At 43.1% G+C, this 16,759-nt stretch carries 15 protein-coding genes and 1 pseudogene; 6 read left to right on the plus strand and 10 right to left on the minus strand.

Annotated elements, in window-relative coordinates; translation table 11 throughout:
• Window positions 1–159: 159 nt before the first annotated feature.
• A complete protein-coding gene (locus B3Q63_RS10120; RefSeq protein WP_271133323.1) occupies window positions 160–822 on the minus strand; it encodes a DUF938 domain-containing protein in 663 nt (220 codons plus the stop codon).
• Between the two features lie 248 nt (window positions 823–1,070).
• Here B3Q63_RS10120 and B3Q63_RS10125 point away from each other — a divergent pair, with 248 nt between their 5' ends.
• Both B3Q63_RS10125 and B3Q63_RS10130 read left to right on the plus strand, forming a co-directional pair.
• Window positions 1,071–1,283, plus strand: a complete 213-nt coding sequence (locus B3Q63_RS10125; RefSeq protein WP_068405332.1) for a DNA gyrase inhibitor YacG — start codon at window positions 1,071–1,073, stop codon at window positions 1,281–1,283.
• A 64-nt stretch (window positions 1,284–1,347) separates the two neighbouring features.
• Window positions 1,348–2,529, plus strand: coding sequence for an aspartate aminotransferase family protein (locus tag B3Q63_RS10130; protein WP_296176244.1), 1,182 nt, complete (start codon window positions 1,348–1,350; stop codon window positions 2,527–2,529).
• 116 nt (window positions 2,530–2,645) lie between these two features.
• Here B3Q63_RS10130 and B3Q63_RS10135 read toward each other — a convergent pair whose 3' ends face one another.
• The 7 genes from B3Q63_RS10135 to B3Q63_RS10165 all read right to left on the minus strand — a co-directional run bounded on the left by B3Q63_RS10135 (window position 2,646) and on the right by B3Q63_RS10165 (window position 12,312).
• Complete coding sequence (locus B3Q63_RS10135) at window positions 2,646–3,545, minus strand: LysR family transcriptional regulator (protein ID WP_201565011.1); 900 nt, start codon at window positions 3,543–3,545, stop codon at window positions 2,646–2,648.
• Between the two features lie 235 nt (window positions 3,546–3,780).
• Window positions 3,781–5,913, minus strand: a complete 2,133-nt coding sequence (gene dnaX / locus B3Q63_RS10140; RefSeq protein ID WP_296176246.1) for a DNA polymerase III subunit gamma/tau — start codon at window positions 5,911–5,913, stop codon at window positions 3,781–3,783.
• Between the two features lie 142 nt (window positions 5,914–6,055).
• On the minus strand, window positions 6,056–7,429 hold the full coding sequence (locus B3Q63_RS10145) for a hypothetical protein (protein ID WP_296176248.1): 1,374 nt from the start codon (window positions 7,427–7,429) through the stop codon (window positions 6,056–6,058).
• A gap of 114 nt (window positions 7,430–7,543) precedes the next feature.
• Complete coding sequence (gene lysS, locus B3Q63_RS10150; protein WP_296176250.1) at window positions 7,544–9,082, minus strand: lysine--tRNA ligase; 1,539 nt, start codon at window positions 9,080–9,082, stop codon at window positions 7,544–7,546.
• 129 nt (window positions 9,083–9,211) lie between these two features.
• Window positions 9,212–9,685 (minus strand): hypothetical protein, encoded by a 474-nt coding sequence (locus tag B3Q63_RS10155; protein WP_296176251.1) that lies wholly within the window; start codon window positions 9,683–9,685, stop codon window positions 9,212–9,214.
• 84 nt (window positions 9,686–9,769) lie between these two features.
• A complete protein-coding gene (prfA, locus tag B3Q63_RS10160) occupies window positions 9,770–10,861 on the minus strand; it encodes a peptide chain release factor 1 (RefSeq protein ID WP_296176254.1) in 1,092 nt (363 codons plus the stop codon).
• Between the two features lie 305 nt (window positions 10,862–11,166).
• Complete coding sequence (locus B3Q63_RS10165; RefSeq protein WP_296176256.1) at window positions 11,167–12,312, minus strand: beta-ketoacyl-ACP synthase III; 1,146 nt, start codon at window positions 12,310–12,312, stop codon at window positions 11,167–11,169.
• 383 nt (window positions 12,313–12,695) lie between these two features.
• Between B3Q63_RS10165 and pnuC the strand changes: the two genes are divergently transcribed.
• Entirely contained in the window at window positions 12,696–13,457 is a 762-nt protein-coding gene (pnuC, locus tag B3Q63_RS10170) for a nicotinamide riboside transporter PnuC (protein ID WP_296176257.1), read from the plus strand.
• Window positions 13,408–13,998: an ATP-binding protein gene (locus B3Q63_RS10175; protein WP_296176260.1), complete on the plus strand. Its 591-nt coding sequence runs from the start codon at window positions 13,408–13,410 to the stop codon at window positions 13,996–13,998. The genes pnuC and B3Q63_RS10175 overlap by 50 nt, the downstream gene beginning before the upstream one ends.
• An 81-nt stretch (window positions 13,999–14,079) precedes the next feature.
• Here the strand turns inward: B3Q63_RS10175 and B3Q63_RS10180 are convergent, their stop codons facing one another.
• Window positions 14,080–14,763 (minus strand): DUF421 domain-containing protein, encoded by a 684-nt coding sequence (locus tag B3Q63_RS10180; RefSeq protein WP_296176262.1) that lies wholly within the window; start codon window positions 14,761–14,763, stop codon window positions 14,080–14,082.
• 140 nt (window positions 14,764–14,903) lie between these two features.
• Between B3Q63_RS10180 and B3Q63_RS10185 the strand changes: the two genes are divergently transcribed.
• Together B3Q63_RS10185 and B3Q63_RS10190 are read left to right on the plus strand one after the other, a co-directional pair.
• Window positions 14,904–15,797: a DMT family transporter gene (locus B3Q63_RS10185; RefSeq protein ID WP_296176264.1), complete on the plus strand. Its 894-nt coding sequence runs from the start codon at window positions 14,904–14,906 to the stop codon at window positions 15,795–15,797.
• A 205-nt stretch (window positions 15,798–16,002) separates the two neighbouring features.
• Window positions 16,003–16,374 (plus strand): MliC family protein, encoded by a 372-nt coding sequence (locus B3Q63_RS10190; protein WP_296176266.1) that lies wholly within the window; start codon window positions 16,003–16,005, stop codon window positions 16,372–16,374.
• A 253-nt stretch (window positions 16,375–16,627) separates the two neighbouring features.
• Here the strand turns inward: B3Q63_RS10190 and B3Q63_RS10195 are convergent.
• Window positions 16,628–16,759: pseudogene (locus B3Q63_RS10195) on the minus strand (organic hydroperoxide resistance protein); the annotation flags it as partial.

Below are 16,759 nucleotides of genomic sequence, written 5' to 3' on the forward strand. Positions count from 1 at the left end.
ATATTTTTTGGACCGCCCTTTTTTGGCGGTCTTTTTTATATTTTCTTTTTATTTGCTTAGGCTATTTTTTATAAATATCTTGATAAGGATATGCATTTCTATTTTTTAACCTATCATTCTTTCGTAGCGTACATATAAATGCTTAGGCTATTTATCTTGCTATGCTTCACTGCTCGCTTGCCATGTATCAAATCTGGTTTTATAACCTTCAGGCTTACGCATGTTTAGCTGCCAGCAAGTTTCACCGCGCGCCAAGTATTTAACTTCAAAGTGTGTGCGCTGACTATCGCTAGCTACTTTATGACGCGTATTCGGTAAGCACCAGACCTCATTGGCTTGCTGCTCTGCATTATCCATATATGCTTCTATATTGGTCGCCAGTATCACTTCTCCATTTACCTGCAAACGAGAAAGTAAGAACTCAAAGAAAGGCATGTTTAACCACTGCTGGTTAGGGTTATGTTGCTCAGGATTGGGATATAATATAAAGATACGCTCGATACTGTTTGGCGCAATGGCATGGACAATCCAAGCAATGGCATCAGCATGAATCGCGCTTAGATTGCTTGATTTCTGCTGCGCTGCTAATTTAGCAAAGGCATCGAATTTATTGCGCGTACGCTCGATGGCTATCAAGTGTTTGTCAGGATGTTGCAGTGCGAAGCTAAGGGCATGCTTGCCCTTCCCTGCGCCAATCTCTAACACCAAAGGCAGTTCAGCGTTGATCAATATATCGGGCACTATAAAATCACGTGGGGCTGAGAGTTTTTGTGGTTGAAAGGCACGCGGCTGCTGATGTGAAAGCTCAAGATTATGAGTCATCTACTATCCTTAAGGTATTTGTCATTTGTCATTATTCGACCACATGCTATTATATAGTCAATCAAGCCCAATAGTAATATAACGACTGTGCTCATCGAACGATAATCATTAATTGCTCAGTGCAATTAACGAGTGTCGTTCGATGACGTTTTGGTTTTACAACCTTTATTCATACTCGCTATTGATGAGCAGTGCTGTTGTCAATGACAGCATTTGTTGATAGCCCATAGGATATACCCACTTTTATTATGACTGAATCTACTTCTAGCAACAGCGACCACAATACCAACCCCTTACCCAAAACTTATCCTTGTCCAGAATGCGGCAACCAAACCGCTTGGCAAGACAATAAATATAAGCCATTTTGTAGTCATCACTGCAAGCTTATCGACTTAGGCGCTTGGGCAAGTGAAGAATACACCTTACCTGCCGAATCGACGCCATTTTCTGATGAGCTCTAATCATCTAATTATTTCCGTTAAACTTTTAACCCTTTAACTCTTTATTATCCCAAGGATATTTTACATGTCTGCTACTTACCTGATGCCCACTTATAATCGTCAACCAATCAGCTTCACCCGCGGTTCAGGCAGTTGGCTTTATACCAAAGATGAGACGCCTTACTTAGATGCCTTGACGGGTATCGCAGTATGCGGCTTAGGGCACTGTCATCCAAAGGTGACTGAGGCTATTCAGCAGCAAGCGGCAACCTTGGTGCATACCAGTAATTTATTTGGTATTGATTGGCAGGAGCGTGCTGGCGAAGCCTTATGTAATGCGGCGCAAATGGACAGCGTATTCTTTGCCAATAGTGGTGCTGGAGCCAACGAAGCGGCATTAAAATTGGCACGACTCTATTCGCATCAGCAAGGTTTTAAACGTCCAAAAGTCATCGTCATGGAACATTCTTTTCATGGGCGTACCTTGCTGTCGTTATCAGCAACTGCCAACCCTAAAGCACGTGAAGGTTTTTATACCTTGGATGAAGATTTTATCCGTGTGCCCTTTGGTGATATCGCCGCGATTGAACAAGCTGCTCAAAACCATGATGATATCTGTGCGGTATTTGTCGAACCCATCCAAGGCGAAGGTGGTTTGAATACAGCAGCCAATGGCTTTACTTACCTTGAGCAATTACAAGCCGTATGCGATAGCCATAATTGGTTATTTATGCTCGATGAAGTACAAACCGGTAACGGTCGTACGGGCAAATACTTTGCTTATCAGCATAGCAATGCTCGCCCTGATGTATTAACCACTGCCAAAGGTTTAGGTAATGGCTTTCCAGTAGGCGCTTGCATGGTGCGTGGTCGCGCCAATGGCTTGTTTGGCGCCGGTAGTCACGGCTCAACCTATGGTGGCACGCCATTAGCCAGTCGCGTGGTACATAGCGTTTATGACGTGCTTGCCAATGGCGATATCATGAACAATGCCGTCACCGAAGGACAGTTTATCCGTGATGGTGTCGTTGAGGCGCTTGGACAATATGGCGTCAGCACTCGCGGCGCTGGGATGATGATTGGTATTGCGCTCCCTGACGAGTTGGACTGTAGCAAATTGGTTGACCGCGCCCGTGATGAACAAAAATTAATCATCAACGTCACAGGTGGGCATGTGATTCGTCTATTGCCGCCGCTCAATATGACCCGTGATGAAAGCTCACAAGTAGTTGAGCGCTTGGTTAATTTATTAAAGCCTTCATTTTAAATGATTGATTTAATCAAAGTGTAAAGCTAAAAAAGCCTATAGATAACTTATCTATAGGCTTTTTGCTTTTTAACACTTTAAAAGTAATTTAAATTAAATGTTATTAAGCGCTTAGCTTAATTGGCATGAAAGTACTTTTTTAATACCTCTAAGCAGCGGGTGATTTTTGCAGGCTGCTGATCACGGTTTAAAGTGACGGCATACAACACGAAACTTGGCAGCTGATAGCCAGTCAAAACTTCGACTAAATTGCCGTTTTCAAGCTCTTTTTTGACGTCCATTTCCATGATTCGAATTAAGCCATGACCTTCTTTTGCCAAGGTCATCGCCATAAAGACGTTATTGGTATGAATACGTGAATTCATCTTAATGCGGGTTTTTTTACCCGTTTCTGTTTGAGACAGCTCTAAGTGATTGGCATCTTTCATAAGATCGATGCAAATCAATTGATGGTCTACCAAATCTTTTGGGGTTTCGATTTTTTTATGTTGACGTAAATACTGCGGTGAGGCAACCAACAGTTGACGCACATCAGATAACGGATGATTGCTTAACGTTGAATCATTGATATTTGGGCTCATACGTACCGCAATATCAATGCGCTCATCGATCATATCGATATAATGATTGTCGGCGAAATACGTAATGCTAAGGTCGTCGTGCGCCGACATCCAAGTCGATAATGCCGGTAAAATATGATGTACACCCAGCTCAGGCGTTGTTGCAATACGCAAGCTACCAGCCAGCTCATCACGTAATTGATTGACCTTGATACGCCCTTGCTCAGCAGCGCTAACCACGTCTTTTGCCGCTTCATAAAAGCTGGCACCCGCTTCTGTTAAGCTAAGCTTACGAGTTGAGCGATGCAGGAGCACCACGCCCAGCTCATTTTCTAAAGAACGTATCTGCTGACTAACCGCACTGGTTGTAATACCCAGTTCACGAGCTGAACCACTAAAAGAGCCGTGTCCGACCACACTGGCAAACACAGCCATACCACGTAAATTATCTAACATATTCTCACCTAAGCTGCTTTTTAGTTTTTAATATAACTTAACCATTATAGCCGATTATCATAAATCTTACAGTTTTTTAATATACCTCTGACGGTCAATAAAGCAGATTTACTGCTTAATAAAACCAAAAATATCAAGGCGATAACATAATCTCGCCTTGATATTTTATTCACTATAATAGGTTTAGTAATTATCTAACTATTAAAATAACAACCATTATAAAACTACTGATTGTTTAATATAACTGAACTTTGCCCATTTTTCCTTCGCCGCGCTCAGTCAAATATTGCATGACGGGCGTATTGAGCAATCTAGACTCTGCCACTGCACGGGCTTGTATGAGGCGTTTTTGTTGACGACGCTCAGGCGTCTTATCGTCGGCTTGCATAATACTGCCATCTATCTGCAAGCTGATGTCTGCTTGCGTAAATTGTTCTTGCAGTTTTGCCGCCAGCTGCTGAAAGGTGGCTTGTAAATGCTTGCTATCCACTGCGGTGACAAAGACAGCTTTATCATTACAGTAGCCAGTCATCATCCCTTGACGCGCCAGCGCCAATTCATCTGGCGCCAAACTACCGGCTTCGCGCGCACATTGTAACCAATAATCCCATTTGTCTGGCGTCCACTCGCCCGTCAACGGTTGCGGGGCGCAACGTAACAAGGTACGCGGATCATCAGCTTGCGCAGTTAATTGAGAATCATTTGCATCAGGCTCAACAACAGGTTCAGGCTCAACAACAGGTTCAGGCTCAACAACAGGTTCAGGCTCAACAACAGGTTCAGGCTCAACAACAGGTTCAGAGCTAACGTTGCTGTCTAATAAATCTAACCTTTCATCATGGCTATGGCTATAACCATCATATTGACTCAATTCCGCATTATCATAGCTTGCGTTATATGACTTGACCTCATTTTGATTTGGGGTCGGATAATCAGCATCATAATCTTGTAGCGGCGGTATTGATTCCGCTACTGGCTCTAACTGCTGTTCTAACTTCTGTTCTGGCTGCGTTTCTGATAGCGGCTCTGACATTACTGCTGATGTTGGCACTAATGAAGACGCTGATGCTAAATGCGCATTAGTATTTAAAAGCGCATTGGTATTTAATGGCTCAATAGTATTGGCATTTATTGATGCTGTATTGGATTCAGCTGTCGAAGTAGTAGAAATCACTGTTTCTATCGAAGCGGTAGGACTAGGTAATTCAGGACTAGATGGTATAGAGCTTGGTGGTATGGTGCTATCAGGTAGGTTCGCTAAAATCTCATCAACGGGCAAAGGGCGAAAAGCCAATAAACGTAAAATACACATCTCAAGCGCTTGCATTGGTGTGCTAGCAAGTTTAACGCCTTCTCGTGCTTGCACTACGATTTCATAATATAGCTGTAAAACGTCAGGACTCATATGCTGGGCAAGCTGATTAATCTGCTGCGCTTGTGCTTCATTGACGTTAAGAGCAACTTCAGGTAACAGTTGCGTTAATGCTAATTGATGTAACAGCTCAGCCAAGCCATCAAACATACTGGTCGCATCGACCATTTGTGCACGCATCTGCTCGATATGAGTGGCAACCGCTGATTTATCATGATTATAAATATCTGTGATTAAACGCACCAAATCAGCCGCATCAATTAAGCCAAGCATGGCATTAACCGTCACATCATCTAATGCACCTTGCCCAAAAGCAATCGCTTGGTCGGTCAATGATAACGCATCACGAACTGAACCTTTTGCGGCACTGGCCAATTGCCAAAGCGCAGGCTGTGTATAACCTACCTGCTCTTGGGTTAAAATATTGGCTAGATGTTCACTCAGTAAACTTTGCGATAAAGGACGCAGCACAAACTGTAAACAGCGCGAGATAATCGTGATGGGCAGCTTTTGCGGATCAGTAGTGGCCAACAAGAACTTTACATGCTCAGGTGGCTCTTCCAAGGTTTTGAGCAGTGCATTAAAGCTGTGTGTCGACAGCATATGCACCTCATCAATCAGGTACACTTTATAACGACCTTGGCTTGGCGCATAAGGGACATTATCAAGGAGCTCGCGCGTGTCTTCAACTTTGGTACGAGAGGCGGCATCAATCTCAATCAAATCGATAAAACGCCCTTGATCAATCGCCACGCAATTATCACAGACGCCACATGGGGTGCTGGTAATACCGGTATCGCAGTTTAAGCATTTAGACAAAATCCGCGCGATAGTGGTCTTACCGACACCGCGCGTACCGGTAAATAGATAAGCATGATGCAGACGATTATAATCAATCGCATTAATCAGTGCTTGTGAGACGTGTGATTGCCCAATCAACTCGTGAAAGTTTTTTGGACGATATTTGCGCGCTAAAACTTGATATTGCTGCGTCATAATGAATGCCAATGTGAGTAGTAATATAAATAAAGCATCAAATCAGCGATTTACCTTAAACCAGATATCAAAGCCAGTTATTAAAACCAGATAGCAAAGCTAAATATTGAAGCTAAGCATCAAAACTGGATTTTAGAATAGGTTATGATTGCGCCCGTAACTCAGCCAATTGCTCATACAAACGTTGGGTATTTGCATCGATAAGCGAGCCGTGCTGATGAAATGCGTCAAGATGAACCTCAGTATTCACGCTATTTTCACAAGGTCTAACGTCGACACCGATCAAAAACAGATCTTGCATAACAGGTTGCTGCATTTGGGCATTAAGCTCAAATAATAAATCTTGATGGCCAGCACGTACCTTATCGGCACTTAACGAGCTGTTATCATCTTGCGCATAAAACACCAGCAGATAATGACGCCCAAAAACATTATAAGAGTGCTCATGGCGCACATAACCATTCCAGCGTGAATCTTGGTCAATCGTTCTGTGAGCCAAGATTTTTTCCACCAAACAAGCATAGGTATACATCGACTCGTCGACCAAAATATCAACCTGCTCTTTTGGCAGTGGCGTACCGGCGTCATAACGCTCTCTGACTAAGCTATTAAAAAGCTGATACCACATGCGCGTGTTCTTTTGAATCTCTGCCATCAATGCTTTAGCAAATTCCGCTTGCTCAGGCTCTGCCGCTTTTAGCAATCGTGGTTCAATCTGCGCTATCAAGTCATGGCTGACTAATTGCTCTTGAACTTTAATCGCCCTTTGATGAAAATCTGGCGACTGCAAAAACTGTACAAGCAAGGTTGACTCATCTTGAAACGATTCAAACCCTGTCAGCTTACCGCGGTGAAAGTCTAAAAACGCCGTCAAATCGCTGGGCGTCACCAACTGTTTGAGGATCTCAGTGAAGTTCTGATAGCTGAATACTTGTAGGACACTTTCTTCATCGTCCAAATCTAGCACACAGTCTTCCGCAAAAAACTGACTGCCATATTCATAGCCAACCGCATAAGAGACCGCCTCTGCAGGCTTACTCTGGTGACTATTACGATAACTGTTTTGATAGCTATTGTGATAAGTACTCTGAGCGCTGTTTTTTTCAGCAATGTCTTGATGCTGAACCGAAAGTGCGGTCAAACCAATAAAATAAATCGCCTTGTCTGCCGTTGTGTCAGATGCCGATTCATTTTTAGATTTGTTTTTAGATTCATCTTTATAGGCAAGCGCCTTATCATTTTTAAGATACAGCTGAGCATGTTGCTTAATCAGTTGATTGACAACCTCTTTTCTCCACGTACGTACCTGAGCACTATCGATATCCTGCCTATCAGCCTGTATCGTCACATCATTGACGATAAGGTAGACCACGGCATTAGAAAACTCAAAAACAAAATCATAACCCTGAAGATACTCAGGGTCAGTGATTTTGTCTGGGGTTAAGTCGTACAAAGATAAAAAATTCTGCTGAATCATCTGCTGCCAAATCGACGCTGGTACTTGCTGAGTGTCCATAATATCCCTATACATAAGGTCTCATAAAGAACTTGAGACCATTCCGTTAAAAGTAGAAAGAGCCTTCTTATGTTCAGTTTAGTCCCAGCGTGGATTTATGGCAAGTAAAGCAGTCTAGCTTTCATGCTTGCGGCGCATATGCGGGAATAAAATCACATCACGAATACTAGCCGAGTCCGTAAATAGCATCACCAAGCGATCGATACCAATACCCTCGCCTGCTGTTGGCGGTAAGCCATAAGATAAGGCTTCAATATATTCTTCATCAAAATGCATCGCTTCATCATCGCCAGCGTCTTTTTCGGCGACTTGACCATGGAAACGCTCAGCTTGATCGGCCGGATCATTAAGCTCACTAAAACCATTCGCCAACTCACGACCACCAATAAATAGCTCAAAGCGATCGGTAATCTCAGGATTGTCATCGTTACGGCGTGCCAGTGGCGACGTTTCAGCAGGGTATTCTGTGATAAAAGTCGGCTGACGTAGCTGATGCTCAGCGGTTTCTTCAAAGATAATAGTCTGCAATTTGCCCACACCAAAGACGTCTTTTACTTGTTGTTTAAGGGTCGTTGAAGCGTATTCTGCAAGATAATCACGATCGTTAATACGTGACATATCAAAGTTTTCTGCATACTTAGCAATCGCATCAGACATAGACAGGCGGATAAATGGCGCTTTTAGGCTAATCGCTTCACCCTGATAAGTCAGCTCCGTCGTACCCAAGATATCCATTGCCAGCTCATTGAACAAGCGCTCGGTCAAATCCATCAAATCATGATAATCAGCATACGCCTGATAAAACTCAATCATAGTAAATTCAGGATTATGACGGGTTGACACGCCTTCATTGCGGAAGCTGCGGTTAATCTCAAATACTTTTTCAAAACCACCAACCACAAGGCGTTTCAGATATAGCTCAGGCGCGATACGCAGATATAATGGCATATCTAGGGCATTATGATGGGTCACAAAAGGACGAGCAACCGCGCCACCTGGGATAGGATGCATCATAGGCGTTTCAACTTCCATAAAACGCTCATTCAACATAAACTTGCGAATACCGCTGATAACTTGGCTGCGTATCACAAAGGTGTCGCGAGTTGTCTCATTAGTCATCAAATCAAGATGGCGATTACGATAGCGCGCTTCGACATCCGCTAAGCCATGGAACTTATTTGGCATCGGACGTAGTGCTTTTGTCAGCAGAGTAAACTCTTCGATATGGACATATAAGTCGCCTTTTCCAGAACGACCGATATAACCAGATACACCAACGATATCACCCAAATCTAGCGATTTAATCGTCGCCAATGTCTCTGGATCTAACTGTTTGCGTGCCACATATAACTGAATACGACCAGTCATATCTTGAATAACAATAAACGCCCCACGGTTTAGCATCACGCGACCGGCAACGTTTACCTGAGTTTTTTCACCGTTGGCAATTTTATCTTCGATTTCTTGCTTTGAGATACCATCAAAAGCCGTTTGCAAATCCTGAGCGTAATCTGTGCGCTTAAAGGTATTAGGATAAGGCTGCTTACCTGACGCGGTGATTTCATCTAGCTTAGCTTGTAGTTGAGCAATCAGCTCGTTCGCATCTTCTGGAGTTTGCTCTTGATTCTGGTCTTGATTGTTGTGCTTTGACATAATACTCTCAAAATTATTAGATAATTAAAGGAATAAACGAAGTAAATTAAAATAAGACGTTCAAATAAAACATATAAATAAGAAAGCTCAATAATACTTATTGATTTTTCATACTAAAAAGCGCTAGAACTAATCGACACAAATAGCAGGCTGTGCCACGCCCCTTTCAATCGTTTGATAACAGCCAAACGTGCTGCTATCACTGGCGCATTGCCCTGTTTGATTGTTGGTATATGAATCTATAAATTTACCCGTGTTTTTGCATTGTCCTTGGCAGTCAGCACCATCTTGGCAAACCTTGCCAGCATCGCTATAAGACAGCACACACTGATAACAGCCAAGCCTACCTTGCTGCAAAAACGTTCCACCTTTTACCTCACAAGCTTGTACCAGCTCATTAGGCGGATATACGCATGCTTGGTAAGTCAATGGATCAGCTGTTTCAGCGGATGCGGTGCTCTCAGAAGACGATAGTGCTGGTGGCGCTGGCGAAGTTGCGGGTGTTACGCTACAAGCAGATAACCAAAACGCCATAAACGCAGCCAATATAATTAACACAATGCTATTAAAGGATTGTTTTGAAGCTAACCAGTTATTTATCATAATCGCTACCTTAGTTTTACTATTATAAATAACTGGCTTATCGGCATGGTTTACGGCTTTTAGCTTAATCAGCTTTTAACTGTCTTAATCACCGCCGCCGATACTGGCCATCAAGTCTGCTTGGTGCTCGCGTAACAGCGCATCGAGGATTTCATCCAAGTCACCTTCCATAATCGAATCAAGCTTATATAAGGTCAGGTTGATTCGATGGTCAGTCATACGACCTTGCGGGAAGTTATAGGTACGAATACGCTCTGAGCGATCGCCGCTACCGACCAAGTCGCGACGTATTGAGTCCGCCACATCGACCTGCGCTTGTACTTTTGCTTGCTGGATTTTGGACACCAGCATTTTCATCGCATGCGCCCGGTTTTTATGCTGACTGCGTTCTTGCTGACACTCTACCACGGTACCCGTTGGAATGTGGGTCAAACGTACCGCAGAGTCGGTGGTGTTAACGTGCTGACCACCCGCGCCGCTTGAGCGAAAGGTATCCATCTTAATATCGGCAGGATTGATATCGACGCTATCATCAATCTCAACTTCTGGCATAACAGCAACCGTACACGCTGAGGTATGGACACGGCCTTGGCTTTCGGTTTCAGGCACACGCTGTACGCGGTGAGCGCCTGACTCAAACTTTAAACGACCATAAACGCTATTGCCCGACACACGGGTAATAATCTCTTTATAGCCGCCATGTTCACCCTCATTAGCCGACAGAATATCTACCGTCCAGCCTTGCGCTTGGGCATACTTTTGATACATACGGAACAAGTCACCAGAGAAAATCGCCGCTTCATCACCGCCCGTTCCCGCACGAATTTCCAAGAAAGCAGGCACTTTATCATTAGGGTCTTTTGGCAACATCATGACGTTAAGCGCTTCTTCCATCTCGACAATGGTGTCACGGGCACTGTCAATCTCGTCCTGCATCATCTCTTTCATTTCAGGGTCTGAAGCTTCTGCTAGCATCGCCTCTGCATCCGCCTGATCCGTTTCTGCACGCACATAGTTCTGCCATAAAGTAGTGATATCCATCAAGTCACTATGCTCAACGGACAATTCACGGAACTTATTATTATCGCTGATGACACTCGGGTCTGATAATAAGGCGGTGACCTCTTCATAACGGTCTACCATCTGGTCTAAACGCAGGCGTAAGGATTCTTTCATAAAAGGACTTTTTTAAAATGAGTAAAATAAGAGAGTGATTATAGCAAATTTTTGCGCTTAATTTAAAACCTCTAAGCAATCTTGCCATAATATTCGCAAACTGGCTGTTTTATCGCAGATTATGCCTAAATATTAGCCCCTAGCTTCATATTAACCCATAGCTCTGCGGCCAATAAGAAATCAGTAAAAATAGCGCACAAAAACAGTCCAGAAAAAGCTATAAATAGCGGACATAAAAAAATAGCTAAGAAAACTCTTAGCTATTTTTGCGGTTATTATGGTTATCAGAAAACCTTAACGAAATATTAAACTTTACGAACCAACACTGAACCGATTGAGTAACCCGCACCAAATGAGCAAATCACGCCCAAGTCGCCAGATTCTAGCGCATCTTTATAACGATGGAAAACAATCATCGGACTGGCAGAGCTGGTATTGGCAAATTCATCAATAACACTTGGGACAATGGCTTTATCGGCATCACGTCCAACGACTGTGCGCAAAATTAAATCAAGCATATTGGCATTGGCTTGGTGTAGCCACATCATCTTGATGTCACTAGCTTGCAGCTCATTGTAATGTAAATGCTCAGTGATAATCTCAGAAACCTTTGGACAGACTTCACGGAATACTTTACGACCATTTTGCAAAAACAGCTTATCGGTGACAGGCTCCTTGATATCCGGATACATCTCAGTCTGCGCCGCTAGGAACTCAGAGCGGTCCATAAAGCCATATTCATTTTTAATATTGGTCGAAAACTGCGTAAACAGCTTGGCGTTTAGAATCTCATAACCTTTTGGCGTATCTAGCTCTTCAACGATAGAAGCGGTTGCCACATCACCAAAGATAAAGTGGCTATCACGGTTGCGCCAGTTTAGATGCGCTGAGGTAATCTCAACGTTGACCACAGCAACGCGTTTAGCAAGACCCGACACGATTGAGCCATGTGCTTGCGATAGACCAAAAGTCGCTGCACTACAAGCCACGTTCATATCATAAGCAAAACCACCAACCATACCGATGGCATCCTGAATCTCGATAGAAACCGCAGGATAAGTACGCTGAAAATTTGAGCAGGCAAGAATAATACCATCTAAATCATTGGCCTCTAAACCTGCGTCAGCTAGCGCATCTTTTAGCGCTGCCGTGCCCATTTCTGCCATGATAGACAGCTCTTCACCCAAATTGCGGTAAGGGATGACCGGTGCCATGATTTCAGGATCCAAAATACCGTCTTTTTCCATCACATAACGTGATTTGATACCTGAGACTTTCTCGATAAAAGCCGCTGATGAAGGCTGAAGCGCAGTAACCGTTCCTGCTTCAATCTCATCGGCATGCTTGGCATTATAATTTTCAACATATTGGTTAAATGAATCAACCAGCTCTTCATTACTGATGCTATAAGGGGGAATATACAGGCCAGTGCCCGTGATACAAGTCGTCATGATGCGCTTCCTTGTCTACTACGATGGTGCTTGCAATAAGCATAAAAGTGGAGAAAACAACAGTCGTCTAATTTTCGGTGAATAACTGTAAACTTAAAATAAGTGCCTTTATTATGCCTGAATAATATAATTTTTCTAATACTTTGTTACAAATAATCAGCTTCTTGACGAGAATAAGTAAAGATTGGCTTCATTTCCCAACAGCTGCGCTATAATCAGCGTTGATTAGCATGGCTTGATCGCGTTATTTTATCCAATATAAGTGCCTTTGGTTGTGGCTGACTGCCACTCATTGACATTAATTGCCACGGACTTGTTAAATTTTTATCAACTTAACTGATACTATCCACCTTTTCTTTTTACTTTTTGACTTTGGAATAGCAATGGCAGAACTCCTAAACTGGCTATTCGGGCAATATGCCGACTACCCGACCCTATTTATTACCTTAGAATTGATTGCGGTAATCTTTGGGGTAAGTAGCGTTTTACTTGCCAGCAAGACCAATATTTTGGTTTTTCCTATTGGGCTGGTCAGTACCGCCATCTTTGTCTATCTGCTGTGGAAATGGCAATTATTCGGTGATATGTTTATCAATGCCTATTACAGCGTCATGAGTATCTATGGTTGGATAAACTGGACGCAAAATAAAAATAATATAGAAATTAAAAAGCATCAGGATCATATAAATCCCACTAGCCAGCCGCAAGATGAGCGCGGGCAAAATACGGATGCTCAATATGCTATTGAAGTTGAACATTTAAGCAAAAAAGATGTGCCCATATTAAGCGCATTGGCGGCGGCGACCATAGCTTTTGTTGCTTTGGTCTATTATTTTAGACCCGTCATCAATAATAACCTTAGCTTTGATGGCGCGGTATTGGGCTTGCATTTATTTACGTGGGTCGATTACACCGATATGCTGACCACGGCGCTGTTTTTAATGGCAATGTGGCTCATGGCACGGCGCAAAATTGAGCATTGGCTACTTTGGATTATCGCCGATGCTATTTCCGTACCACTGTACTTTTATAAAGGTCTGACTTTTACGGCGCTACAATATGTAGTCTTCACTCTTATTGCAATCTGGGCATATTATGAATGGCAACGACGCTACCGCCTGCAATCTCACGCAGCATACGCCTAAATCCGTTATTAATGTCGCCATACTGGGGGCAGAAAGTACCGGCAAAACCACGTTATGCCGCGATTTGGCCGCGCATTTTGGCTGTCCGTGGGTGCCAGAATATATGCGCACTTATCTGCAAGAAAAATGGGATAGTGAGCAGCTGACCTGTACTTGGGATGATTTATTACCTATCGCGCAAGGTCAGATTGAATTAGAAAACAAACTCGCTCAGCAAGCCGCGCAAACGTCTGATCGTGGCTACTTATTCTGTGATACCAGCTTGTTTGAGCTGATGGTGTATTCCAACTGGTATTATGGTGATTGCCCTGAGGCGCTTACCCAAGCGGCATTGGTACACCATTATGATTTAATACTCTTAACCGACGTTGATATCCCATGGGTTGCCGATGATTTGCGTGATAGCCCGCATCAACGCGAAGATATCAGCGCTTATTTTGCCAGTCAATTGACCTTGCATAACAAGGCTTTTCAACGTATCGGTGGTGATAGAGAAGAACGGGTTCAGCAAGTGGTAAAAATATTAACGTCATTAGTATGATTTTAGCAAATAAAAATACTTAGGCTATTTAACGCAGTCAGGTTGTTTAACAAAGATGGTAAATGCTGTGCCATTCATTAACTATCTAACAATTTCGTTATTTAACGCTTTCGCCCAGTTTTTACAGTCATTCTCACAGCGTTGGCATATTTGGTTGGGGTTTGAGATAAAGTCCACATAGCCGCAATACATACAAGCATAATGCACATCTGGCTCTATCTGCTCGACAGGCTGATACTGCTTAGGGAAAAGCGGCAAGCCATAGCAGGTATCCTCAGGTGAACATAACAATAGGCTAAATTCACCATCTGTCTCAAGTAAGCCGGTACGCACTTGCCCTAGATGCTCAACCCCTTGCTGGCGCATTTCAGCAAAAAACTCATCGTGCGACATTTCGCCCTTTTTTATCTTATCAAGAACCAACATACTGTCCTCGACAATATAAATCGCTCTCCCTTCTAGCAAGTCTTCAAAAGCTTGGAATTTCATCATCGCCCACGTACACAAGCGATAAAGCACAATCACCGTACTCATAATCAGTACCGCTTGGATAATGGGCAAGTCCTCGGTGAACATCGGGTCACCAGCGATAGAGCCAAGCGATAAGATAATTGTCAGCTCAAAGATAGACAGCTGCCGCACGCCGCGCTTACCGGTAAAACGTAAAAACAAAATAATAAGCGTAAACATCACGATGACGCGTATGAGTATTTCGGCGGCAAATGCCCATGTGGTGTCATAAATAAAGATACTTGCCCAATCCATGTGTTTTTCCTTGTTATTATTTTTTGGCAGGATTAGCGCAGCAAAATTGCTCAATATACTTCTGTGCTTAACATCTACTGCTTTGCTTAACGCTGCTCTATTTTATGCAAAAACTCTGTTAATGATTGTAGGAATTATTTTTGAAAGCTGCCTTATATACGATAACCGCCTTAATAGCCTTTGCCGCCAACTCATTGCTTTGTAGAATGGCATTGGCAGACGGTGCGATTGATGCTTGGAATTTTACCGCTATCCGCTTGCTAAGCGGCGCCGCTTGCCTTGGGCTAATCATGACGGCACAAGCTCACTATTTAAGACGAACCAGTTTAAAACGGACTGATTTAAAACAGACGGGCAACTTTGACCCTACTGCCTTAACAGACAAAGGCGATTGGCTCAGTGCTATCAGCTTAGTGGTTTATGCGCTGTGTTTTTCAGTGGCTTACCAAGCGCTTGATACTGGCACGGGCGCGCTTATTTTGTTTGCAGTCGTGCAGCTCACGATGATTGGTTGGGGAATTTATAATAAAGAGCCACTCAACCGCATACAGTGGCTAGCGCTTTTGATAGCATTGATAGGCTTTATCTACTTGATGCTGCCGTCCGCGGCAACGCCTTCCTTATCTGGCGCGCTGATGATGGCAATAAGTGGTGCCGCTTGGGGTATCTATAGCATACGCGGCAAAACCTGCGTATCGCCATTAAGAACGACGGGCTTTAACTTTTTAAGAAGCCTAGTTGCTGTGCCGATATTGGCACTGATCGGTATGAGTTACCTCTTAACCATAAGCATGACAGGCGTCATGCTGGCGGTCGCGTCAGGTGCTATCGCCTCTGGCATCGGCTATAGTATGTGGTATGTGGCCATGCCGCTGCTAAAAACCACCCAATCTGCGGTGGTACAGCTTTGTGTCCCTGTACTGGCAGCAATTATGGGTGTGGTGTTTTTGTCCGAGCAGCTCACCTTAGAGTTTATTATCGCAAGCTCGGTTATTTTGAGTGCAGTATTGGTATTTGTCCTAAATAAAAAGTAAGGAAAAACAAAGGTTTGATAGTAGAGATATAACAGGCTTATGGTAAGCAAAGCTTGACCAGCCATGCATTTCAGTCATAAATCCGCTAGCCGATGTTACTTTCCTAAGCTCGAACCACAACACGAAATTACATTTTTTGTTGTATTATACCGCCTAGCGTAACAAATAAAATTCACACCAATTTTGATAGACATTGAGAGATATTATGAAAAAATTATTAGCCGTAGCGCCTTTTGCTGTATTACTAGCTGCTTGTGCAACCAGCACACCGACCACTACTACACCAACGACCAATCCTCAGCAAGTAGTTCAATCATTTACTTGTGAAGACAACGGTCAAGTAACTGCGGCATACACTGCCAATGGTCAAGCTGCTAACCTAAACGTTACCTTGCCTAAAGTTGGTTTGACCAACGCAAAAATCACCATGAAGCAAGCGGTATCAGGTTCTGGCGCTCGTTATGTAAACGATGTGAACCCTAAAACCACTTATGATTGGCACACCAAAGCTGATGTTGGCATCATGACCATCAAATCAGACAACGGCCAAGAGTACCAAGTTAACTGCAAATTATAAATATAATTAATGCATGGTAGTTAAATGCATTATAGTTATTTGAATAAAATCCGTATTTTCATTCAGATCTATTTAAAACAATCTATTTAAAACAAAAGAGCCAGTAGGCAAACTACTGGCTCTTTTTTATGCATACCATCTTTTATGTGAAATAAAAAAAATTGCTTGAATACGCTATATATTCAAGCAATTGAAAGCCATGTCATTTTTATATTTATTTATAGTTATTAGAGCAACAATTAAATTAAAGCCATTAAACCACAGTCACATGCAAGCGTGCCTCTACATTGCCGCGTGTAGCATTGGAGTATGGGCAAACTTGATGAGCGGCTTCGATAAGCGTTTGCGCTTGGGCTTCATCGATACCAGATACTTCGATATACAG

This window comes from Psychrobacter sp. UBA2769 (assembly GCF_002352555.1).
Lineage (GTDB): Bacteria > Pseudomonadota > Gammaproteobacteria > Pseudomonadales > Moraxellaceae > Psychrobacter > Psychrobacter maritimus.